Origin of the sequence: Mycobacterium sp. GA-1841, assembly GCF_001954135.1 — a bacterium.
Lineage (GTDB): Bacteria > Actinomycetota > Actinomycetes > Mycobacteriales > Mycobacteriaceae > Mycobacterium.
On record NZ_MBEQ01000085.1, the window covers coordinates 1 to 22,851 of the forward strand.

Below are 22,851 nucleotides of genomic sequence, written 5' to 3' on the forward strand. Positions count from 1 at the left end.
TGCCTGCACCTATGAAGAGGCCCGCAAAGACCCCCGCAATGGCGGTCACCATCGCGACCAGCACCCGACTGAATGCCAACATGTTCTCCCTAGCTACGCCGGTGATCCGTTTCAACTTCACCAACCAGGGACACCACCCCCAGAGATCGCTCCGCATACGGCCCGATTAGCGGGGCCTCATGCGGTTCTCACGCCGTGCTCATGATTGGCACGAGAAACGTAACCGGGTGTCATCGGGGCAGCAACGGCTGCGAGTTTTCGACAGACATGCGGTACACCCTTCGGTCGAGTTTGCTGTAACTGCGCCGACGAACATCACACCAGAGCCGGGGAACTCCCCGGCCAGTTGTCGCACACGCGCTGTCCGCACCCGGACGAGGCAGCCCATCACGCGTCAGGACATGCCGCTCGAACTGCACTTACACCGAATTTACTGCGGGCACACCGGGCAATCACGATGAGCGGAAACATTGCCGTCGCGAACGTCAATTTCAAGCGTCGAGGTGGCGACTACCCCGAGTTTGCGCTTGCTGTGTAAACAACCGATTACGTAGCCGTCCGGCCCGCATTAACTACACAGCCGCAGACGGGCCCGGTTCACGGCCCGTCGATATTCCGCTTTGTGGTCGACATCACACTCTCGGCCGGTGAAATCGCCCCTGTTGCGCGGCATGCATCGGCACTCAACTGTCGAGCCGGGCGTTATGGCGATATGAGCATCCCGCCATATGAGCCCCCGAAGTCCAGCCCGTCGCCCGGTGTCGGCAACACCTTGTTGTGCCCGAAATGCGCCGGGGTGATGACGACATACGAGCGCAACGGCATCCACCTGGAGCAGTGCGACACCTGCCGCGGCATCTTCCTGGACTTCGGCGAGCTGGAGGCACTGACTCAGATGGAGAACCGGTTCGTCCAGGCACCGCCGCCACCGGCGCCGCCGACGCACTCCGGCCACCACCCCGGTTACTCCGACTACGGGCCGGGCTGGGGACACCGCGGCAACAAGCACTACCGCAAACAGGGCTTCGGGCGGCTGTTCTTCTCCAGCTGAGGCATGCGCGCGCAGGCCGCTGTCAACAGCTCGTCGTCGGGGTCGTTGGCGGCGGCCTGGATGACGGCGGCCCGGGCGAAGGGTTCCAGGACCGGCCACGGGTCCCCCGCCGGCAATGCCGTGCCGCCGGCTTCCCGGTAGACCTCGAGGAACAGGTACCAATCGGCGTCGGGGATCAAACCGGCCGCCCAGAAACCAGCCGGACGCGCCAAATCCCATGCTGGGTCGCCCAATCCGAGATCGTCGACGTCGATCAGCCGCCAGCGTCCGTCCTGCCGGCCGACCTGCCCCAAATGGAAGTCGCCGTGGACCAGCGTGCCCGGCCGTGCGGCAGAACCGGGCCGCCACGCCGCTTCGGGCAGGCCCGCTGCGGCCCGCAACAGCACCTGGTCACCGTGGCGCCGAGCGCGATCGACCGCACGCCGCAATCTGGCCGGCCAGCCATGCGCCGGTAGACGTTCGGTGACGGGTTCGGCGTGCAGAGCTGCCAGTAGCCGGGCAATGTCCGCCCAGGGCACCGATTCCGGTTGTGCGGCAAGGGTTTCGACGAGAGGCCACCGTGTCAGCCAGCGGCCGCCAACCGCCACCGGCCCCTCGGTCAGCGGGCTCACCAGTACATCGATCCGGCCGGCCGCTCCGAGCCGGGCCTGCAGAGCCCGCGGGTCGGTGCCCGGCCGATGCAGCTTGTCGACGACGGCGCCGTGCACCGTGATGTCTGCACCGGACCGAGTCTGCACCCCATCAGTCTCCCGCGTGTTCAGCGGCGAGGGGGAAGCGATTTTGCGACGGCGTTGATCCGGTTCCAGGCATTGATCGTCACCGCCATGGCGACGACCTGGCCGAGTTCGTGTTCGGCGAACGCCGCCGCCGCGCGGGCATAGACCGCGTCGGACACCGGCCCGCCGGTCAGGTCGGTGATGGCCTCCGTCAGCGCCAAGGCCGCCTTCTCCTGTTCGGTGAACAGATCGCCGGCTTCTTCCCATGCGGCGATCAGGGACAGCCGCTGCTCGGTCTCCCCGTTCTGGCGGGCGTCGTGGGTGTGCATGTCGAGGCAGAACGCGCAGCGGTTCAGCTGCGATGCGCGGATCTTGATCAACTCGGCGATGGTGGGGTCGACGTCCTTGGAAGCCGCGTTCGACAGCGTCATCATCGCGTCGTAGAGCCCGGGAGAGGCCTTGTAGATCTTGAGCCGGTCGACGGTGGTGGCGGGTTCGAGTGTCTGTGTCATGGTGACCACGTTAAGCGCAAAAGTACCGCGTAGATGGTTCAATATCTGCGTGACTTCGCGGGCCAATTCTGGCAGCCGGGACTTGCATCTCGACCTGCGCGCGATGATCGAGCCGGGCAGTCGCACCGCCCGCGAACAGCTGATCACCGCGCTGCGAGAAGGCATTCGCACCGGCAGGCTCGGCACCGACGCCCGACTGCCGCCCTCACGCACACTGGCAGCCGACCTCGGTCTGGCCCGCAACACGGTGGCCGAGGCTTATGCGGAACTGGTCGCCGAGGGCTGGCTGGCCTCCCGGCAGGGTGCGGGGACATGGGTTGCGCGGACCACCGCCCCGCCGCCGGCGTCACGACCGCGCCGGAATCCCGCCATCCCCCGACACAACTTGATGCCCGGCTCCCCCGACGTCTCGGAGTTTCCGCGGTCCGCGTGGTCGACGTCAGCCCGGCGGGCCATCGCGAACGCCCCGGTATCGGCGCTGCGCATGGGTGATCCACGCGGACCGGCGCCGCTGCGCGAGGCGCTCGCCGAGTATCTGGGCCGGGTCCGTGGCGTGCGTGCCTCCCCGGAATCGATCGTGATCTGCGCGGGAGTGCGTGACGCCGTCGACCTGCTGGGCCGGGCCCTGGGTACCGCACGGCCCATCGCGGTAGAAGCCCACGGGCTCTTCATCTTTCGCGATGCGCTCGCGGCGCTCGGCGTGCCCACCACTCCAATCGGCATCGACGCGCACGGCGCGGTGGTCGCCGACCTGGATCACCTCGACACCGGCGCGGTACTGCTCACGCCCGCGCATCAGAGCCCCTTCGGGATGGCCCTGCATCCGACCCGGCGCACCGCGGTCATCGACTGGGCCCAGCGCACCGGCGGATACGTGATCGACGACGACTACGACGGTGAATTCCGTTACGACCGACAGCCGATCGGTGCGTTGCAGCCCCTGCACCCCGAGCGGGTCGCGTATCTGGGCTCGGTCAGCAAGAGCATGGCCCAGGTGATGCGGGTGGGCTGGATGGTGCTGCCCGACGCCCTGATCGATCCCGTCATCACCGCCGCCGGCGGCGCCCAGTACCACGTGGATGCGCTCACTGCGCTCACTCTCGCCGATTTCATCCACAGTGGCGGTTATGACCGGCACGTCCGGCGGATGCGCAACCGATACCGGCGTCGCCGCGACGCCCTCGTCGCCGCACTCGCCGGGTTCGACCTCGAGATCAGCGGCCTGTCGGCAGGTGTCAACATGCTGCTCGCCCTCCCCGACGGCGCCGAGCCCGAGGTGCTGCGTCGCGCCGGCGACGCCGGGATCGCCCTGAGCGGGCTGTCGATCATGCGGCACCCGCAGGCCGGACCGGACGTCCCGGATCCCGACGGGGTCATCATCGGATTCGGCGGACCCGCCGAGCACGCTTTCGGACCTGCGGTCGACGCACTGTGCCAAGTCCTGACCGCCGCGCTGCGTCAGGGATCTTCGGTCACGATCAGATCGGGCGGCCCGGTGGGCAACCGCCAGTGGAACACCAGCCCGGCCAGCCGCAGCATCGTCGCCAGCACGGTGCCCACCAGCAATCCGACCCATTGCGGACCGAAGTAGTCGATGACCGCATACGTCGTCGCACCGATCAGGGCGGGCACCGCATACAGATCGTCGGGACGCATCAGCAACGGGATCTCGCGGACCAGTACGTCGCGGATGATGCCGCCGCCGATCGCGGTGGTCATACCGATCAGCACCGCGGCGAACCAGCTCGCCCCGTGGTCGACGGCGAAGGCCGCGCCCGAAGTCGCGAAGAAGCCCATGCCGATCGCATCCAACGGCAGCACGACGCGGTTGAACCGGATGACGTGTTTGGCGGCCAGTGTTGCCACCGCCGTTGCCGCCAACGCGACGGTGATGTTGGGCCAATGCTGAATCGAGGTGGGCGGATGGACACCGAGGAACAGATCACGGATCACCCCACCACTCACACCGGTGAGCACGCCCAATGCCGCGATACCGAACAGATCGAAGCCCTTGCGGATCGCGACGATGGCGGCCGACGAGGCGAACACCGCGATACCGAGGTCGTTGAGCACCAGCTGCAGCACGAGTGAACGGTATGCCCTCGCTAAGCTGCCTGGGTGGCTGAGCCCGTGATGTCGCCGACCCTGGACCTCAAGACGCAGGCGTTCCGGTTCGTCGTGACCGGTGGGTTGTCGGCGATCGTGGACTTCGGCCTGTACGTACTGCTCTACAAGGTCTTCGGGTTACAGGTCGATCTGGCCAAGACGATCGGCTTCATCGCCGGGACCACCACCGCCTACCTCATCAACCGGCGCTGGACGTTCCAGGCGCCGCCGAGCACCGCCCGGTTCATCGCGGTGTGGGCGCTCTACCTGGTCACCTTCGCCGTCCAGGTGGGGCTCAACCACCTCGTGCTGCACCTGGCCGACTACCGGTCCTGGGCCGTGCCGGTGGCCTTCGTCATCGCCCAGGGCACCGCGACGGTGATCAACTTCATCGTGCAGCGGGCAGTGATCTTCAAATTGCACTGACGCTCAGGCGGGCCGGTCCGTGGCTACTGGCGGGTACTCTCCTTACCGATGTCGACTACCGATCTGCCGACCACTCCCAAGCGCCTGACAGGCTGGGGCCGGACCGCACCGACCGTGGCACAGGTGCTCTCTACCAGCGATCCCGAGGTGATCGTCAGGGCCGTCACGCAGGCCGCCGAGCACAAGGGTCGTGGTGTGATCGCCCGCGGTCTGGGCCGCTCCTACGGCGACAACGCGCAGAACGGTGGCGGGCTCGTCGTCGACATGTCCGCGCTGAACCAGATCCATTCGATGGACGCCGCGACCGGCATCGTGGACGTCGACGGTGGAGTGAACCTCGACCAGTTGATGCGGGCCGCGCTGCCGCTGGGCCTGTGGGTGCCGGTGCTGCCGGGAACCCGACAGGTCACCATCGGCGGGGCAATCGGCTGTGACATCCACGGCAAGAACCACCACAGCGCCGGCAGCTTCGGCAACCACGTCCGCAGCATGGACCTGCTGACCGCCGACGGTCAGGTCCGCAAGCTCACCCCCGACGGCGACGAGTCCGAGCTGTTCTGGGCCACCGTCGGCGGCAACGGCCTGACCGGCATCATCCTGCGCGCGACGATCGAGATGACGCCGACCGAGACCGCCTACTTCATTGCCGACGGCGACGTCACCCATACGCTCGACGAGACCATCGCCTTCCACAGCGACGGCTCCGAGGACAACTACACCTACTCCAGCGCCTGGTTCGACGCGATCAGCGCCCCACCGAAGCTGGGTCGCGCCGCGATTTCTCGGGGCTCTCTGGCGACGATCGACCAGCTCCCCAAGAAGCTGCAGAAGAATCCGCTGAAATTCGATGCGCCGCAATTACTTACGCTGCCCGACGTATTTCCCAACGGATTGGCCAACAAGTACACCTTCGGTCCGATCGGTGAGCTTTGGTACCGCAAATCGGGCACCTACCGCAACAAGGTGCAGAACCTGACGCAGTTCTATCACCCGCTGGACATGTTCGGTGAGTGGAACCGGGCCTACGGACCCGCAGGTTTTGCGCAGTACCAGTTCGTGGTGCCCACCGAGGCTGTCGACGAGTTCAAGCGCATCATCTACGACATCCAGCGCTCCGGGCACTATTCGTTCCTCAACGTGTTCAAGCTGTTCGGCCCCGGCAACCGGGCGCCACTGAGCTTCCCGATCCCCGGCTGGAACGTCTGCGTGGACTTCCCTGTCAAGGCGGGCGTCGGTGAGTTTCTCACCGAATTGGACCGCCGGGTACTGGAATTCGGCGGCCGGCTCTACACCGCCAAGGACTCGCGCACCACGGCCGAGACGTTCCACGCCATGTACCCGCGTATCGACGAGTGGATCGCGGTGCGACGCAAGGTCGACCCCGAGGGCCTGTTCGTCTCGGACATGGCGCGCCGGTTGGAACTCGTCTAACGACTCGCTCCGCGAGAGCGGACACCCAGATTGCACACAGGGACAGGATCGACGCCGATCCTGTCCCTGTCTGCAATCTGAGTCCTGCCGACGCGACGAGAATTTCATTCTTGACTAATTCCAGAAAACGGGCCAGACTCGGTTTCGTGGCGACAACCTCGGACTTCCAGCGGATGCTGCGAGGTGCCGACATGCGGGTGACCCGACCGCGAGTGTCGGTGTTGCACGCGGTTTTTGCCCATCCGCACGCCGATACCGACACGATCATCCGTGCGGTACGCGAGGAGCTGCCCGAGGTTTCCCATCAGGCCGTCTACGACTCGTTGCATGCACTCACCGCAGCCCACCTGGTGCGGCGCATCCAGCCGTCGGGCTCGGTGGCTCGGTACGAATCTCGCATCGGCGACAACCACCACCACGTCGTGTGCCGATCGTGTGGCGCGATAGCCGATGTCGATTGCGCGGCCGGGTCTGCCCCATGCCTGACCGCGTCGACGGACCACGGTTTCGAGATCGATGAAGCCGAGGTCATCTATTGGGGCCTGTGCCCCGAATGTTCCACTGCTCCACCTGGATAACCCCTTAACCCGCCAGCCCCGGAAAGGATTGTCATGGCTGAAGCCGAAACCCATCCCCCGATCGGTGAATCTCAGACTGAACCCACCGAGACCGGTTGTCCGATGCGGATCAAGCCGCCTGTGGAGGGCGGCAGCAACCGCGACTGGTGGCCCAATGCGGTGAATCTCAAGATCCTGCAGAAGAATCCCCCTGCCATCGACCCGATGGACGAGGGCTACGACTACCGCGAGGCCGTCAAGACCCTCGATGTCGATGAGCTGGCGCGCGACTTCGATGCCCTGCTGACCGACTCCCAGGACTGGTGGCCGGCCGACTTCGGGCACTACGGCCCGCTTTTCGTCCGGATGGCCTGGCACGCCGCGGGCACCTACCGGGTCGAGGACGGCCGCGGTGGCGGCGGACGCGGCATGCAGCGTTTCGCCCCGCTGAACAGCTGGCCGGACAACGTCAGCCTGGACAAGGCCCGGCGCCTGCTGTGGCCGATCAAGAAGAAGTACGGCAAGCAGCTGTCCTGGTCCGACCTGATCGTCTACGCGGGCAACCGGGCCATGGAGCACATGGGCTTCAAGACCGCAGGTTTCGCCTTTGGCCGCCCGGACTTTTGGGAGCCCGAAGAGGACATCTACTGGGGTGCCGAGGCCGAATGGCTGGGCTCGCAGGACCGTTATGCCGGCAGCTCTGACCGGACCCAGCTGGAGAACCCGCTGGCGGCCAGCCACATGGGCCTGATCTACGTCAATCCCGAAGGCCCCGAGGGCAACCCGGACTACCTGGCCGCAGCCATCGACATCCGCGAGACGTTCGGCCGGATGGCGATGAACGACGTCGAGACCGCCGCCCTGATCGTCGGCGGACACACCTTCGGAAAGACCCACGGCGCCACCGACATCGAGAACGGCGTCGAGCCCGAAGCCGCCCCGCTGGAGCAGATGGGTCTGGGCTGGGCCAACCCGGGCCGCGGCAACGACACCGTCAGCAGCGGCATCGAGGTCACCTGGACGCACACCCCGACCAAGTGGGACAACAGCTTCCTGGAGATCCTCTACAGCAACGAGTGGGAGCTGTTCAAGAGCCCCGCGGGTGCCAACCAGTGGCGGCCGAAGGACAACGGTTGGGCCAACTCGGTGCCGATGGCGCAGGGCACCGGCAAGACCCACCCGGCCATGCTCACCACCGACCTGTCGATGCGGTTCGACCCGATCTACGGGGAGATCACCCGCCGCTGGCTGGATCACCCGGAGGAGTTGGCGCAGGAGTACGCCAAAGCGTGGTTCAAGCTGATCCACCGCGACATGGGACCGGTGACCCGATACCTCGGGCCGCTGGTGCCGAAGGAGACCTGGCAGTGGCAGGACATCATTCCGGCCGGCACGCAGCTCAGTGACGCCGATGTCACCACTCTCAAGGCGGCCATCGCGAACTCCGGTCTGACCACCCAGCAGCTGGTGGACACCGCGTGGAAGGCGGCGGCGTCGTTCCGTTCCAGCGATATGCGCGGCGGCGCGAACGGCGGCCGGATCCGGCTGCAACCGCAACTCGGCTGGGAGGTCAACGAACCCGACGAGCTGGCCCAGGTGATCAGCAAGCTCGAGGAGATCCAGCGCACCTTCTCCGAGTCGAGCGGCTCAGTGTCCTTCGCCGACCTGGTCGTCCTCGGCGGTGTCGTCGGTCTCGAAACTGCAATCAAGGACGCCGGTTTCGACGTCGCGGTGCCGTTCACCTCGGGCCGTGGCGACGCCACCCAGGAGCAGACCGACGTGGAGTCGTTCGCCTACCTGGAACCCAAGGGCGACGGTTTCCGCAACTTCGTGGCCAAGGGCGACCGGCTGCCGGCCGAGTACCGGCTGATCGACCGGGCCAACCTGCTGGGCCTGTCGGCTCCGGAGATGACCGTGCTGATCGGTGGCCTGCGCGTGCTGGGTGCCAACCACGGCGGCTCGGACCTCGGGGTGTTGACGGACAAGAAGGGTCAGCTGACCAACGACTACTTCGTCAACCTCACCGACATGGGCATCAAGTGGGCGCCGGCACCGGCCGACGACGGCACCTACGTCGGCACCGACCGCGCCGACGGTTCGCCGAAGTGGACCGCCAGCCGCGTCGACCTGCTGTTCGGCTCCAACTCGCAGCTGCGGGCCCTGGCCGAGGTGTACGCCGAGGACGACTCCAAGGAGAAGTTCGTCAAGGACTTCGTCGCGGCATGGACCAAGGTGATGAACGCCGACCGGTTCGACCTTCAGGCCTGATCCTCTGATCGGCTGACCGCCGAGTAAGGCAACACCCCGCGGGCCTCGCGCTCGCGGGGTGTTGTCATCTCAGTCCTCTGCTCGCATCCGCCACGAGTTTCGGGCACGTATCCGATGTGCCCGACTAATAGCGACGACTCAGCGACAATCGCCACACAGGCAACGTCGGCCTCGACAAACCCATTGTCGCTGAAGGTATTTGACACTCTGTCCTCACCGGCCTCGTGAGCATCATCTGCCCAATGCCCGCATACGAGCGACTCTGTCGCTGAGAGCTGGACGCCCCCAATTCTGTGACAGCTGAGGCGACAGGGGACTGAAGTGGCGTGAGTACACATTCAGTTCGTGACAAACGGTGCCCATGATGCTCAGGTGGCGGTTGTCGCTGAGTTGTCGCTCACAGGCGGGCAAGTCGTCACCCGCTCCGGCTCTCCGACACGCCGGGGGCTCATCGTGCGCAGGGGCCGTCACGATCGCGGCATCAGGCCACCGTCCCGAGACAATCGCGTCGAGGTCTTGTGCAGAGATCGTCTGCAGGGCTCGCACGGTACCCTCGTCACGATGTCCCCGAGGCTTGGAGCTGCGCTAGATGGTGTTCGACGCCGTAGGTAATCCCCAGACGATTCTGCTGCTCGGCGGCACCTCAGAGATCGGGCTCGCGATCTGTGAGCGCTATCTGCGCGACGCATCCGCCCGCATCGTGCTGGCCGCGCTGCCCGGCGACCCGGGACGCGACGACGCGGTGGCCCAGCTGCGCGCCGCAGGCGCGAGCGCGGTAGAGGTCATCGACTTCGACGCCCTCGACACAGCCAGCCACCCCGACGTCATCGACAAGGCCTTCGCCTCCGGTGATGTCGATGTGGCGATCGTCGCGTTCGGCCTGCTCGGCGACGCCGAGGAGCTGTGGCAGAACCAGCGCAAGGCCGTGCAGATCGCCGAGATCAATTACACCGCAGCGGTTTCCGTCGGTGTTCTGGTCGGCGAGAAGATGCGGGCCCAGGGATACGGCCAGATCATCGCGATGAGCTCGGCCGCCGGTGAGCGGGTGCGCCGGTCCAACTTCGTCTACGGCTCCACCAAGGCCGGGCTCGACGGCTTCTACCTCGGCCTCGGTGAGGCACTGCGCGAATTCGGCGTGAAGGTGCTGGTGATCCGGCCCGGACAGGTGCGCACCCGGATGAGCGCCCACGTCAAGGAAGCCCCACTGACCGTCGACAAGGAATACGTCGCCGAGCTGGCGGTCACCGCGTCGGCCAAGGGCAAGGAACTGGTGTGGGCGCCGGGCGCGTTCCGCTACGTGATGATGGTGTTGCGGCATATCCCGCGGTCCATCTTCCGCAAGCTTCCCATCTGATGCAGGCGGCCCGCTCAGCCAGGGTGGCCGGACACATGGTGATCGCCCTGCTGCTCGCCTCGGCCGTGGCCGGGGTGTCGATCGCGGCGATCGCCCAGGTCCAATGGCCGGCCTACAACACCTCCAATCAACTGCATGCGCTCACCACGGTCGGCCAGGTCGGCTCGCTCGTCGGCATCTTCGCCGCCGGCCTGATCTGGCGCCGCGGCCGGCGCACGCTGGCCCGGCTGGCTGCCCTGATCTTCTTGTCGGCGTTCTCCGTGGTGACCCTGGCCATGCCGCTGGGCGCCACCAAGCTGTATCTGTTCGGGGTCTCGGTCGACCAGCAGTTCCGCACCGAATACCTGACCCGACTGGCCGACACCCCCGGCCTGCACGACATGACCTACTTCGGGCTGCCGCCGTATTACCCGGCCGGCTGGTTCTGGATGGGCGGGCGCATCGCCGCGGCCACCGGCACTCCCGCCTGGGAGATGTTCAAGCCCTGGTCGATCGTCTCGATCACCATCGCCGTGGCCCTGGCATTCGTGTTGTGGGCGAGCATGATTCGCTTCGAGCACGCGTTGGTGGTCACCACTGCGAGCACCGCCGCCATGCTGGCCTACGCCTCCACCGAGCCGTACGCCGCGATCATCACCGTGTTGCTGCCGCCGGTCTTCGTGCTGGCCTGGTCAGGCCTGAGCGGCAAGACCAGAAACGGCGGGTGGGCCGCCGTCATCGGCGTCGGCATCTTCCTCGGCTTCGCCGCCCTCTTCTACACGCTGCTGCTCGCGTACTGCGCATTCACGCTCGCCATCATGGGACTGGTCTTGGCCGTGGCGCGGCGGCAGCTCGATCCGCTACTGCGAGGCGTCGTCATCGCGGCCATCGCCGGCGCGATCGCCCTGCTCACCTGGGGCCCTTACCTACTGGCCGCGCTCCGCGGCGAACCGGCCGAGAAGGGCACCGCCCAGCACTATCTGCCCGACGCCGGCGCTCAGCTGACCTTCCCGATGCTGAGCTTCACCCTGCTCGGCGCGCTGTGCATGCTCGGCACGCTGTGGTTGGTGGTGCGTGCGCGCTCGTCGACGCGGGCCGGCGCGCTGGCCATCGCGGTGCTCGCCGTCTACGCCTGGTCGCTGCTGTCGATGCTGACCACACTGGCCGGCACCACCCTCTTGTCGTTCCGGCTGCAACCCGCGCTGACCGTGCTGCTCACCACCGCCGGCGCGTTCGGGTTCATCGAGGCCACGCAGGCGATCGCCCGCCGCTACCAACCTTCCGGCGGGCAGGAGCGAAGCGACCGGGGAATGGGCACAGCCGCGCGCCGCGTCGTCACGGCCGCCGCCGCCATCGGTGTCATCGGTGCCGTCACGTTCAGCCAGGACATCCCCGATGTGTTGCGCGCCGACATCAACGTGGCCTACACCGACACCGACGGCACCGGACAGCGCGCCGATCGCAGACCCCCCGGCGCCGAGCGCTACTACCGCGAGATCGACGCCAAGATCACCGAGATCACCGGGGTGCCGCGCAACCAGACCGTGGTGCTGACTGCCGACTACAGCTTCCTGTCGTACTACCCCTACTACGGGTTCCAAGGACTGACCTCGCACTACGCCAACCCGCTGGCCGAATTCGACAAGCGGGCCAAGGCCATCGAAAGCTGGGCCACGTTGACCAAGGCCGATGACTTCGTCAAGGCGCTCGACGACATGCCATGGAAAGCGCCGACGGTGTTCCTGATGCGCCACGGTGCGAACGACACCTACACGCTGCGCCTGGCCTCGGACGTCTACCCCAACCAACCCAACGTGCGCCGGTACCACGTCGCGCTGGATGCGGCGCTGTTCGACGACCCACGCTTCGAGGTGAGCGACATCGGTCCCTTTGTCCTGGCGATCAGAAAGCCGACTCCCGATGGCGATTAATTCCGACGCCGGCACGCCGATAGCATCAGAGCCCGTGACGGAAGCGCAGGAAACCGCAGGCAGCAACCACCGGACTGCGCGGCTGATCGCGATCGTCGCGGGGCTACTCGGCGTGCTGATGGCCGTGGCAACACCCCTGCTGCCGATCAAACAGACCACCGCCGAACTGAACTGGCCGCAGAACGGCACCTGGCAGAGCGTCAATGCACCACTGATCGGTTACGTCGCCACCGACCTGACCATCACCGTGCCGTGCCAGGCTGCCGCGGGGCTCACCGGGCCCGACAACCGCGCCCGCACCGTCCTGCTGTCCACGGTGCCCAAACAGGCGCCGAAGGCCGTCGATCGTGGCCTGCTGATCGAACGGGTCAACAACGACCTGCTGGTCATCGTGCGCAACACCCCGGTGGTCAGCGCCCCGCTGGATCAGGTGCTCAGCCCCGCCTGCCAGTACCTGACCTTCACCGCGCGCGCCGACAAGGTGACCGGCGAATTCGTCGGCCTCACCCAGGCCGCCGCCGACGACACTGCCGACGACCCCGACGCTCGCCTGCGCGGGGAACGCGGCGGCTACGACTTCCGCCCACAGATCGTCGGCGTCTTCACCGACCTGTCCGGTCCCGCACCCGACGGCCTGAAGTTCTCGGCCACCATCGATTCGCGGTACAGCAGCGCGCCGACGCTGCTCAAGCTGCTGGCGATGATCATCGGCGTGGCGATGACCGTCATCGCACTGGGGGCACTGCACCGCCTCGACTGCGCCGACGGTGTCCGGCATCGCCGCTTGCTGCCGCCCCGGTGGTGGTCGATGACGCCGCTGGACGGACTCGTCACCGCAGTCCTGGTGTGGTGGCACTTCGTCGGCGCCAACACCTCCGACGACGGCTACATCCTCACCATGGCCCGGGTGTCCGAGCATGCCGGTTACATGGCCAACTACTACCGCTGGTTCGGCACTCCCGAGGCGCCGTTCGGCTGGTATTACGACCTGCTGGCGCTATGGGCCCACGTGTCCACCGCCAGCATCTGGCTGCGGCTGCCCACCCTGGTGATGGCGCTGGCCTGCTGGTGGGTGATCAGCCGCGAGGTACTGCCCCGGCTGGGCCACGCCGTCAAGACCCACCGCGCGGCGGCCTGGACCGCCGCGGGAATGTTCCTGGCCTTCTGGCTGCCGCTGAACAACGGTCTGCGCCCCGAACCGATCATCGCCCTCGGCATCCTGCTGACCTGGTGTTCGGTGGAACGCGGGGTGGCCACCAACCGCATGCTGCCGGTGGCCGTCGCGATCATCATCGGCGCACTCACCCTGTTCTCCGGGCCCACCGGCATCGCCGCCGTCGGTGCGCTCCTGGTCGCCGTCGGGCCGCTGAAAACCATCGTGGCCCGGCACACCTCACGCTTCGGCCACATGGCCCTGCTGGCTCCGATCCTGGCCGCCTGCACCGTGACGATCATCCTGATCTTCCGCGACCAGACCTTGGCCGGTGAGATCCAGGCCAGCTCCTTCAAATCCACCGTCGGCCCCAGCCTGGCCTGGTTCGACGAGCACATCCGTTATTCGCGCTTGTTCACCTCCAGCCCCGACGGGTCGGTGGCGCGGCGCTTCGCGGTGTTGACCCTGCTGGTGGCGCTCGCGGTGTCGATCGCGATGACCCTGCGCAAGGGCCGTATCCCCGGCACCGCCGCCGGGCCGAGCCGCCGCATCATCGGCATCACGATCATCTCGTTCCTGGCGATGATGTTCACCCCGACCAAGTGGACCCACCACTTCGGCGTGTTCGCCGGTCTGGCCGGATCCCTCGGCGCACTGGCCGCCGTCGCGGTGACGGCCGCGGCGATGAAGTCCCGGCGCAACCGGTCGATGTTCGCCGCGCTCGTGCTGTTCGTGGTGGCCTTGTCGTTCGCCACGGTCAACGGCTGGTGGTACGTCTCCAACTTCGGGGTGCCGTGGTCGAACTCGTTCCCGGAGTGGCATTTCGGGTTCACCACGATCCTGCTCGGGTTCTCTGTCCTGGCCCTGCTGCTGGCGGCCTGGTTCCACTTCAGCGGCCGCGACCAATCCCCCGACCGTCCCCAGCACCGCTGGCAACGGATCGTGCAGTCACCGTTGGCCATCGCCGCGTGGGTGCTGGTGATGTTCGAGGTGGTGTCGCTGACCTTGGCGATGACCGACCAGTACCCGGCCTGGTCGGTCGGGCGCTCCAACCTGGAGGCGCTCACCGGCAAGACCTGCGGACTGGCCAGCGACGTGATGGTCGAGGAGAACGCCAACGCCGGCATGCTGGCACCGATCAGTGAGCCGGCCGGCCAGGCGCTGGGCGCAGTCACCGCGCAGGGATTCGGCCCCAACGGCATCCCGTCGGACGTCTCGGCCGACCCGGTGATGGAACAGCCCGGCTCCGACAATTTCGCCGACAGCGACTCCGGCACCGTGACCGGCAGCGAGGTCGGGACCGAAGGCGGCACCACCGCGGCCGCCGGCGTCAACGGATCACGTGCCCGGCTGCCCTACGGACTCGATCCCGCCACCACACCGGTGCTGGGTAGTTGGCGCGCCGGTACCCAGCAGCCCGCCGTCATGCGCTCGGCCTGGTACCGACTCCCCGACCGGGACCAGGCCGGCCCGCTGCTGGTGGTCTCGGCCGCCGGCCGTTTCGACCCGGGCGAGGTCGTGGTGCAGTACGCCACCGATGAGCAGGCCGCCGAGAACAAGCCCGGCGGCGGCATCGGATTCGCCGACGTCGGCGCGGCCCCGGCCTGGCGCAACCTGCGGGCCCCGATGGCGGCCATCCCGCGGGAAGCCACCCAGATCCGGTTGGTCGCCTCCGACGACGACCTGGCACCTCAGCACTGGATCGCCGTGACCCCGCCGCGCATCCCGCAGCTGCGCACCCTGCAGGACGTGGTCGGGTCGCAGGACCCGGTGCTGCTGGACTGGCTGGTCGGTCTGGCGTTCCCGTGCCAACGGCCGTTCGGTCACCAGTACGGCGTCACCGAGGTGCCCACGTGGCGGATCCTGCCGGACCGCTTCGGCGCCGAGGCCAACTCGCCGGTGATGGACTACCTGGGCGGCGGTCCGCTGGGCATCTCCGAGCTGCTGCTGCGACCGTCGAGCGTGCCGACCTATCTGCGCAACGACTGGTTCCGCGACTGGGGCTCACTGCAACGGCTCACCCCGTGGTACCCGGACGCCACGACGGCCCGGCTGGACCTCGGCACCGCGATCCGCAGCGGACTGTGGAGCCCGGCGCCGCTGCGACACAGTTAGGACACAGCCAGGACAACACTGCTGAGCCCGCGGCAGGGCAAGAGGGCGCTCACATACGGGTCGCATAACATCGAGCCTCGTGCCTTCCGATGAACCAACCGACCGTGTTGTGAGCATCGCACGCCTGATCGCCGTCATCGCGGGCATCGCGGGCGTGGTGCTGTGTGCCCTGGTGCCACTGCTGCCCGTCAAGCAGACCACCGCGACCATCCAGTGGCCGCAGGGCACCGGCGCCGACGGCAACATCACCGCGGTGACGGCCCCGCTGGTGTCAGGTGCGCCGCTGGCCCTCGACGTCTCCATTCCCTGCACCGCGATCGCGACCCTGCCCGCCGCGGGGGGCCTGGTGTTCTCCACCATCCCGCCCGACGGCATCGACGCCAGCCGCAACGGCCTGTTCGTGCGGGCCAACGCCGAAACCGTGGTGGTCGCCTTCCGCGACTCGGTGGCCGCGGTGGCCCCGCGCGCAGCGATCGCCGCCGGCGGCTGCAGCGCCCTGCACCTGTGGGCCAACCTCGGCGGCGTCGGCGCCGACTTCATCGGGCTTCCCGGCGCCACCGGCACGGCGGCCGTCGAGAAGAAACCTCAGGTGGCCGGGCTGTTCACCGAACTGAAGGTGCCGCCGCAGCCCGGGCTGAGCGCCCGCGTCGACGTCGACACCCGCTTCATCACCTCCCCGACCCCGCTCAAGCTGCTGGTCATGGCACTCGGCGTGCTGTGTGTGGTGGCGTCGTTCGCTACCATGGCGGTGCTGGACCGCCGGAGCAGCCACCGGGTACGCCATGCGTGGCGCCGCTTCATCAAGGTGCCGGTCGCGACCTGGATCGCCGACATCGGCGTCATCGGTGGTCTGCTGGTCTGGCACCTCATCGGCGCCATCTCGTCGGACGACGGCTACAACCTGACCATCGCGCGGGTGTCGGCCGACGCCGGCTATACCGCAAACTACTTCCGTTACTTCGGCGCCAGCGAGGCCCCGTTCGACTGGTACCAGTCGGTGCTGGCCCACTTCGCCGCGATCAGCACCGCGAGCGTGTGGATGCGGGTGCCGGCCACGCTGGCCGCGATCGGAACCTGGTTGCTGCTCAGCCGTTGGGTGCTGCCGCGGCTCGGGCACCGGGTGGCGCGCAACCGCGTCACCATGTGGACCGCGGGGGCAGTGTTCCTGGCCGCCTGGCTGCCGTTCAACAACGGCCTGCGTCCCGAACCGCTGATCGCCTTCGGTGTCCTGGCCGTGTGGGCGTTGGTCGAGCACACCATCGCCACCCGCCGCCTGTGGCCGACCTGTCTGGCCATCGTCGTCGCGGCCCTGAGCGTCACCCTGGCCCCACAAGGCCTGATTGCGCTGGCTCCCCTGCTGATCGGGGCGCGTGCGGTGCTCGGTGTGATCCGCAGCCGGCGCATCGGCCTGCCCGCATTGGCCGCATTGGCCGGCTCGGCCGCCCTCGTGTTCGTCGTGGTGTTCCGGGACCAGACCCTGGCCACCGTCGCCGAATCAGCCCGGATCAAGTACACCGTCGGCCCGACCATCTCCTGGTACCAGGAATTCCTGCGGTACTACTTCCTCACCGTCGAGGACAGCGTGGACAGCTCGCTGACCCGCCGGTTCGCCGTCCTGATCATGCTGCTGTGCCTGTTCGGCATGATCACGGTACTGCTGCGCAAGGGTCTGGTGCCCGGGTTGGCCAGCGGTCCGGTCTGGCGGCTGCTGGGCACCACCGCAGCCGGACTGCTGCTCTTGACCTTCACCCCGACCAAATGGGCCGTGCAGTTCGGCGCCTTCGCCGGGCTGGCCGGCGCGCTCGGCGCGGTCACGGCGTTCGCCTTCGCCCTGGTCGGCCTGCACAGCCGACGCAACCTGGCGCTCTACGTCACCGCGCTGCTGTTCGTCCTGGCCTGGGCCACCTCCGGCACCAACGGCTGGTTCTACATCGGCAACTACGGGGTGCCCTGGTTCGACCGGCAGCCCGTGCTCGCCGGACAACCGGTCACCACGATGTTCCTCTTCCTGGCGATCATCACCGCGGTCCTGGCCGGCTGGCTGCACTTCCGCATCGACTACGCCGGGCACACCGAGGTGGCCAACACCCGGCGCAACCGGGTACTGGCCTCCACGCCGCTGCTGGTGGTCGCCGTCATCATGGTGGTGCTCGAGGTCGGATCGATGGCCAAGGGCTTCGTCCAGCGCTACCCCGTCTACACCACCGCGGCGGCCAACGTACGCGCGTTGAGCTCCGGGCTGTCGTCGGACAGCTGCGCCATGGCCGACGATGTGTTGGTCGAGGCGGACACGAATGCCGGGATGCTGCAACCGGTTCCGGGCCAGACCTACGGTGAGTACGGCCCACTGGGCGGCGCCAACCCCGTCGGTTTCACCCCCAACGGAATCAGCGACACCCTCGAGCCGCCCAAACCGGTGGTGGCCAACCCGGGCACCGTCAACTCCGACGGCTCACCCAACAAACCCAACGTCGGCATCGCCTATGCCGCGGGCACCGGCGGCGGATACGGACCCGTCGGCGTCAACGGCTCCCGGGTGTTCCTGCCGTTCGGTCTGGACCCGGCGCGCACGCCGGTGATGGGCAGCTACAAAGAGAACACCCTGGCGGCCAAGGCCACCTCGGCCTGGTACCAACTGCCGCCCCGCACCCCGGACCGCCCGCTGGTCACGGTCGCCGCGGCCGGCGCCATCTGGTACTACGACGAGGAACACGAGTTCCACTACGGCCAGTCCCTGAAACTGCAGTGGGGCGTGCACCGTCCCGACGGCAGCTTCCAGGCCCTGGACTCGGTTCAGCCGATCGACGTGTTCGCCCAATACGCCTGGCGCAACCTGCGTTTCCCGCTGGCCTGGGCGCCGCCGGAGGCCAACGTGGCCCGCATCGTCGCCGACGATCCGAACTTGTCCGATGACCAGTGGTTCGGCTTCACCCCGCCGCGCGTGCCGACCCTGCAGACCGCACAGGAGTTCCTGGGATCGCAGACCCCGGTGCTGATGGACATCGCGACCGCCGCGAACTTCCCGTGCCAGCGCCCCTTCTCCGAACATCTCGGGGTGGCCGAGCTGCCGGAGTACCGCATCCTTCCCAACGTCAAGCAAGTGGTGGTGTCGTCGAACATGTGGCAGTCCGCCCAGAAGGGTGGCCCCTTCCTCTTCATCCAGGCGCTGCTGCGCACGTCGACGATCCCGACGTATCTGCGCGACGACTGGTACCGGGACTGGGGCTCGATCGAGAAATACGACCCGGTGGTGCCGCCCGGCCAGGCGCCCGTCGCCAACATCGATGAAGGAACTCAGCGAGTGTTCGGCTTCAGCCGGCCCGGACCGATCCGGGCCCTGCCATGACCACCACCGTGCGTGAACATCGCGCCGACAAGGACGTGAAGGTGGCCCGCTGGGTCGCGATGATCGCCGGGCTCATCGGCTTCCTGTGCGCGGCGGCCACGCCGCTGCTGCCGGTGGTCCAGACCACTGCGACGCTCAACTGGCCGCAAGCCGGTCAGTTGAACAACGTCACCGCACCGCTGATCGCCCAGACCCCGGTCACCATGTCGGTCACGGTGCCGTGTGAGGTGATCCGGTCGGTTCCGCCCGAGGGCGCCATGGTGCTGGGCACCGCGCCCAAGGAAGGCCGGCAGGCCGCGCTCAACGCGCTGTTCGTCAACGTCAACAGCAAGCGCGTCGACATCACCGACCGCAACGTGGTGATCGCCAGCGTGCCGCGCGAGAAAGCCGCCGCGTGTGACCGCGTCGAGATCACCTCGTCGGACGAAGGCACCTTCGCCACGTTCGTCGGGTTGACCGACAAGGACGGCAAGGAGCTACGCACCGGATTCGCCGACCCGAACCTGCGGCCGCAGATCGTCGGCGTCTTCACCGAACTGAGCGGCCCAGCGCCACAAGGTCTTTCCCTTTCGGCGACACTCGACACCCGGTTCACCTCCAAACCCACCGTCCTGAAGCTGCTGGCGATCCTGCTCGGGATCGCCACCACCGTGATCGCGGTGCTGGCGTTGTGGCGCCTCGACCGGCTCGACGGCCGACGGATGCATCGCGTGATTCCCACGCGCTGGCGCACGTTCAGCGCGGTCGACGTGGTGGTGATCGGCGCATTCCTGCTGTGGCACATCATCGGCGCGAACTCGTCCGATGACGGCTACCAGCTGCAGATGGCTCGGGTGGCCGACCACGCCGGCTACATGTCGAACTACTTCCGGTGGTTCGGCAGCCCGGAGGATCCGTTCGGCTGGTACTACAACGTGCTGGCGCTGATGACCCATGTCAGTGACGCCAGCATCTGGATGCGACTGCCTGACCTGGTGTGCGGCGTCGTGTGCTGGCTGCTGCTGTCCCGCGAGGTGCTGCCGCGCCTCGGGCCCGCGGTGATCGCCTCGAAACCCGCGTTGTGGGCCGCCGGCCTGGTGCTGTTGGCGGCCTGGATGCCGTTCAACAACGGCCTGCGTCCGGAGGGCCAGATCGCCACCGGCGCCCTGATCACCTACGTACTGATCGAACGGGCCATCATCTCCGGCCGGCTGACTCCGGCGGCGCTGGCGATCATCTCGGCGGCCTTCACCCTCGGTATCCAGCCGACCGGCCTAATCGCCGTCGCCGCGCTGGTGGCCGGTGGACGCCCGATCCTGCGCATCCTGGTGCGTCGCGGGCGCGTCCTCGGCGTGTGGCCGCTGGTGCTGCCACTGCTGGCCGCAGGCACGGTGATCCTGTGTGTGGTGTTCGCCGACCAGACGTTCGCCACCGTGTTGGAAGCCACCAGGATTCGCACCGCGATCGGGCCCGCGCAGGAGTGGTACACCGAGAACCTGCGCTACTACTACCTGATCCTGCCCACCGTGGACGGCTCGCTGTCCCGCCGGTTCGGCTTCATCATCACCGCGCTGAGCCTGTTCGCCTCGCTGTTCATCATGTTGCGGCGCAAGCGCGTTCCCGGTGTGGCCCGCGGCCCGGTGTGGCGACTGATGGGCATCATCTTCGCCACGATCTTCTTCCTGCAGTTCGCCCCCACCAAGTGGGTGCACCACTTCGGCCTGTTCGCCGCTGTGGGTGCCGCGATGGCCGCCGTGGTCACCGTGCTGGCCGGGCCTGCGGTGCTGCGTTCGGCACGCAACCGGATGGCCTTCGCCTCCGCCGTGCTCTTCGTGCTGGCGCTGTGCTTCGCCAGCACCAACGGCTGGTGGTACGTGTCCAGCTACGGTGTGCCGTTCAACAACGACAAGCCCAACATCGGCGGAATCACCGTCAGCGCAATCTTCTTCACGCTGTGCGTGATCGCCGCGCTGTGGGCCTACTGGCTGCACCTGCGGCCCTCGGCCGAGGGCCGGTTGACGCGGACTCTGACCGCTGCCCCGGTGCCGCTTGCTGCCGGGCTCATGGTGGTGGTGTTCGTCGGTTCGATGCTCTACGGGGTGGTGCGCCAGGAGGGCACCTACTCCAACGCGTCGTCGAACCTGCGGGCCTTCGCCGGTGGCTGCGGGTTGGCCGACGACGTGCTCGTAGAACCGGACACCAACGCCGGTTTCCTCACTCCCGTCCCGGGCGAATACGGTCCGCTGGGACCGCTGGGCGGTACCGCACCGACCGGGTTCACCCCCAACGGCGTTCCGGATCACATTGTCGCCGAGGCGATCCGGATCACCGTGCCGATGCCGGGCATCGACGCCGACTGGGATGCACCGGTCGAGCTGAAGACTCCGGGCGTCAACGGGTCGACCGTTCCGCTGCCCTACGGGCTGGACCCGAACCGGGTGCCGCTGGCCGGCAGCTATGTCGAGGGACCGGCACAGCAGGTCAGCAAGCTGGCCTCGGCCTGGTATGAACTGCCCGCCCGCGACGACGCCCACCCGCTGGTCGTCGTCACCGCGGCCGGGACCATCACCGGCAACAGCATCTTCAACGGCCGTACCGAAGGCCAGGCCGTCGAGTTGGAGTACGGGCGGACCGGACCCGACGGCGCTCCGGTGCCGGCCGGCCGAGTGGTGCCCTACGACCTGGGCCCCCTCCCGTCGTGGCGCAACCTGCGGTTCGATCGCGACGAGATCCCCGCCGACGCAACGTATGTCCGCGTCATCGCTGACGATCTGTCGTTGAGTCTCGGCGACTGGGTCGCGGTCACGCCGCCGCGGGTGCCCGAGGTCAAGACCGTGCAGGAGTACGTCGGCTCCGAGCAGCCGGTGTTGATGGACTGGGCGGTGGGCATGGCCTTCCCGTGCCAGCAGCCCATGCTGCACGCCAACGGCGTCACCGAGGTGCCGAAGTTCCGCATCACCCCGGACTACAACGCCAAGATGAAGGACACCGACACCTGGGAGGACGGCATCAACGGCGGCCTGCTGGGCATCAGTGACCTGTTGTTGCGCCAGCATGTGATGGCCACCTACCTGAACAAGGACTGGGGCCGGGACTGGGGCTCGCTGCGTAAGTTCGACACCATCGTCGACGCGACACCGGCCGAGATCGAGCTCGGCACCGCAACGCATTCCGGGCTCTACAAGGCAGGGAAGATCCGCATCAAGCCGTAGGACGAGCAGGTGACCGAACCCGAACAGATCCGCGAGCTCAGCAGGGACGACGCCCTCGGCGCACTGCCGCGGCACCGGCACCGGTTGTCCCGGGCCGAGGTACGTCATTCCCAGGAGACGCGGGTACGGGTGGCCACCGTCGAAGTGGTTGCCGAGCGCGGCTATGCCGGCGCAAGCGTGCGCGAAATCGCCACTCGCGCCGGTATATCCACCAAGACGTTCTACGAGTTGTACCCGGACAAGGAGGCCGCTTTCCTGGCCACCTACGCCGCGGTCGACATCGTCGTGGAAAGGATGCGGGAGGCCGCCGCGGCGGCCACGTCAGCGGTCGGGGTGATCGAGGCCGGACTGAAAACCTATCTGGGCACCCTCGCGGCCAATCCGGCGTTCACCCAGAGCCTGGTGGTGGAAGCCGTGGCATCCACCGACCGGATCCGTGAGCGCCGGACCCAAGGCCTGCGCGACTTCACCGCAGGCATGGTCGAGGGCTTGCGCCGGATCCGCGGGCCCGGCGGGCCCGACCCGATGCCGACGCCAGACGACCAGATCCTGTTGATCGGCGCCCTCGGCGCGGTCAACGAGCTGGTGGTCCAGCACCTGGGCTCCGCGTCCGCGTCGACGTTGCTCGACATCACCTCACCTGCACTGGAGCTGCTGAGTCGGATGGTTTTGACCGTCGACGAGCGCACCGGCTGACCGCCGCCATTTGACCGCA

14 protein-coding genes and 1 pseudogene are annotated in these 22,851 nt (G+C 67.6%); 12 read left to right on the forward strand and 3 right to left on the reverse strand.

Annotation, left to right across the window (positions count from 1 at the left end):
• The first annotated feature begins 712 nt into the window (after positions 1 to 712).
• On the forward strand, positions 713 to 1,051 hold the full coding sequence (locus A5740_RS19900) for a zf-TFIIB domain-containing protein (protein WP_076196840.1): 339 nt from the start codon (positions 713 to 715) through the stop codon (positions 1,049 to 1,051).
• On the opposite strand, the gene A5740_RS19905 is transcribed toward A5740_RS19900, so the two are convergent.
• Together A5740_RS19905 and A5740_RS19910 are read right to left on the reverse strand one after the other, a co-directional pair.
• A complete protein-coding gene (locus A5740_RS19905; protein ID WP_076196842.1) occupies positions 1,009 to 1,788 on the reverse strand; it encodes a phosphotransferase family protein in 780 nt (259 codons plus the stop codon). The genes A5740_RS19900 and A5740_RS19905 overlap by 43 nt on opposite strands.
• 20 nt (positions 1,789 to 1,808) lie before the next feature.
• On the reverse strand, positions 1,809 to 2,279 hold the full coding sequence (locus A5740_RS19910) for a carboxymuconolactone decarboxylase family protein (RefSeq protein ID WP_076196907.1): 471 nt from the start codon (positions 2,277 to 2,279) through the stop codon (positions 1,809 to 1,811).
• 49 nt (positions 2,280 to 2,328) lie between these two features.
• Between A5740_RS19910 and A5740_RS19915 the strand changes: the two genes are divergently transcribed.
• Positions 2,329 to 3,870 carry a PLP-dependent aminotransferase family protein gene (locus A5740_RS19915; RefSeq protein WP_254849262.1) on the forward strand — a complete coding sequence of 514 codons (1,542 nt, stop codon included), beginning with the start codon at positions 2,329 to 2,331 and terminating at the stop codon, positions 3,868 to 3,870.
• Positions 3,871 to 3,884: 14 nt separating this feature from the next.
• Here the strand turns inward: A5740_RS19915 and A5740_RS19920 are convergent.
• A pseudogene (locus A5740_RS19920) lies at positions 3,885 to 4,364 on the reverse strand (trimeric intracellular cation channel family protein); the annotation flags it as partial.
• Positions 4,365 to 4,412: 48 nt separating this feature from the next.
• Between A5740_RS19920 and A5740_RS19925 the strand changes: the two are divergent.
• From A5740_RS19925 to A5740_RS19970, 10 genes are all read left to right on the forward strand, one after another.
• Positions 4,413 to 4,811 (forward strand): GtrA family protein, encoded by a 399-nt coding sequence (locus A5740_RS19925; RefSeq protein WP_076196909.1) that lies wholly within the window; start codon positions 4,413 to 4,415, stop codon positions 4,809 to 4,811.
• Between the two features lie 48 nt (positions 4,812 to 4,859).
• Positions 4,860 to 6,242, forward strand: coding sequence for an FAD-binding oxidoreductase (locus A5740_RS19930; protein WP_076196846.1), 1,383 nt, complete (start codon positions 4,860 to 4,862; stop codon positions 6,240 to 6,242).
• A gap of 173 nt (positions 6,243 to 6,415) precedes the next feature.
• The gene (locus tag A5740_RS19935; RefSeq protein ID WP_076196848.1) at positions 6,416 to 6,820 is read left to right on the forward strand and encodes a Fur family transcriptional regulator; all 405 of its coding nucleotides are present in this window, start codon (positions 6,416 to 6,418) and stop codon (positions 6,818 to 6,820) included.
• Between the two features lie 33 nt (positions 6,821 to 6,853).
• The gene (katG, locus tag A5740_RS19940) at positions 6,854 to 9,067 is read left to right on the forward strand and encodes a catalase/peroxidase HPI (RefSeq protein ID WP_076196850.1); all 2,214 of its coding nucleotides are present in this window, start codon (positions 6,854 to 6,856) and stop codon (positions 9,065 to 9,067) included.
• Positions 9,068 to 9,656: 589 nt separating this feature from the next.
• A complete protein-coding gene (locus A5740_RS19945) occupies positions 9,657 to 10,421 on the forward strand; it encodes a decaprenylphospho-beta-D-erythro-pentofuranosid-2-ulose 2-reductase (RefSeq protein ID WP_076196852.1) in 765 nt (254 codons plus the stop codon).
• Complete coding sequence (locus A5740_RS19950) at positions 10,421 to 12,331, forward strand: galactan 5-O-arabinofuranosyltransferase (protein WP_076196854.1); 1,911 nt, start codon at positions 10,421 to 10,423, stop codon at positions 12,329 to 12,331. The genes A5740_RS19945 and A5740_RS19950 overlap by 1 nt, the downstream gene beginning before the upstream one ends.
• The gene (locus tag A5740_RS19955; protein WP_254849263.1) at positions 12,321 to 15,599 is read left to right on the forward strand and encodes an arabinosyltransferase domain-containing protein; all 3,279 of its coding nucleotides are present in this window, start codon (positions 12,321 to 12,323) and stop codon (positions 15,597 to 15,599) included. The genes A5740_RS19950 and A5740_RS19955 overlap by 11 nt, the downstream gene beginning before the upstream one ends.
• A gap of 79 nt (positions 15,600 to 15,678) precedes the next feature.
• Positions 15,679 to 18,945: an arabinosyltransferase domain-containing protein gene (locus tag A5740_RS19960; RefSeq protein ID WP_076196858.1), complete on the forward strand. Its 3,267-nt coding sequence runs from the start codon at positions 15,679 to 15,681 to the stop codon at positions 18,943 to 18,945.
• The gene (locus A5740_RS19965; protein WP_076196860.1) at positions 18,942 to 22,136 is read left to right on the forward strand and encodes an arabinosyltransferase domain-containing protein; all 3,195 of its coding nucleotides are present in this window, start codon (positions 18,942 to 18,944) and stop codon (positions 22,134 to 22,136) included. Before A5740_RS19960 ends, A5740_RS19965 begins: the two co-directional genes overlap by 4 nt.
• A gap of 9 nt (positions 22,137 to 22,145) precedes the next feature.
• Positions 22,146 to 22,832, forward strand: a complete 687-nt coding sequence (locus tag A5740_RS19970; RefSeq protein WP_076196862.1) for a TetR/AcrR family transcriptional regulator — start codon at positions 22,146 to 22,148, stop codon at positions 22,830 to 22,832.
• Positions 22,833 to 22,851: the final 19 nt, after the last annotated feature.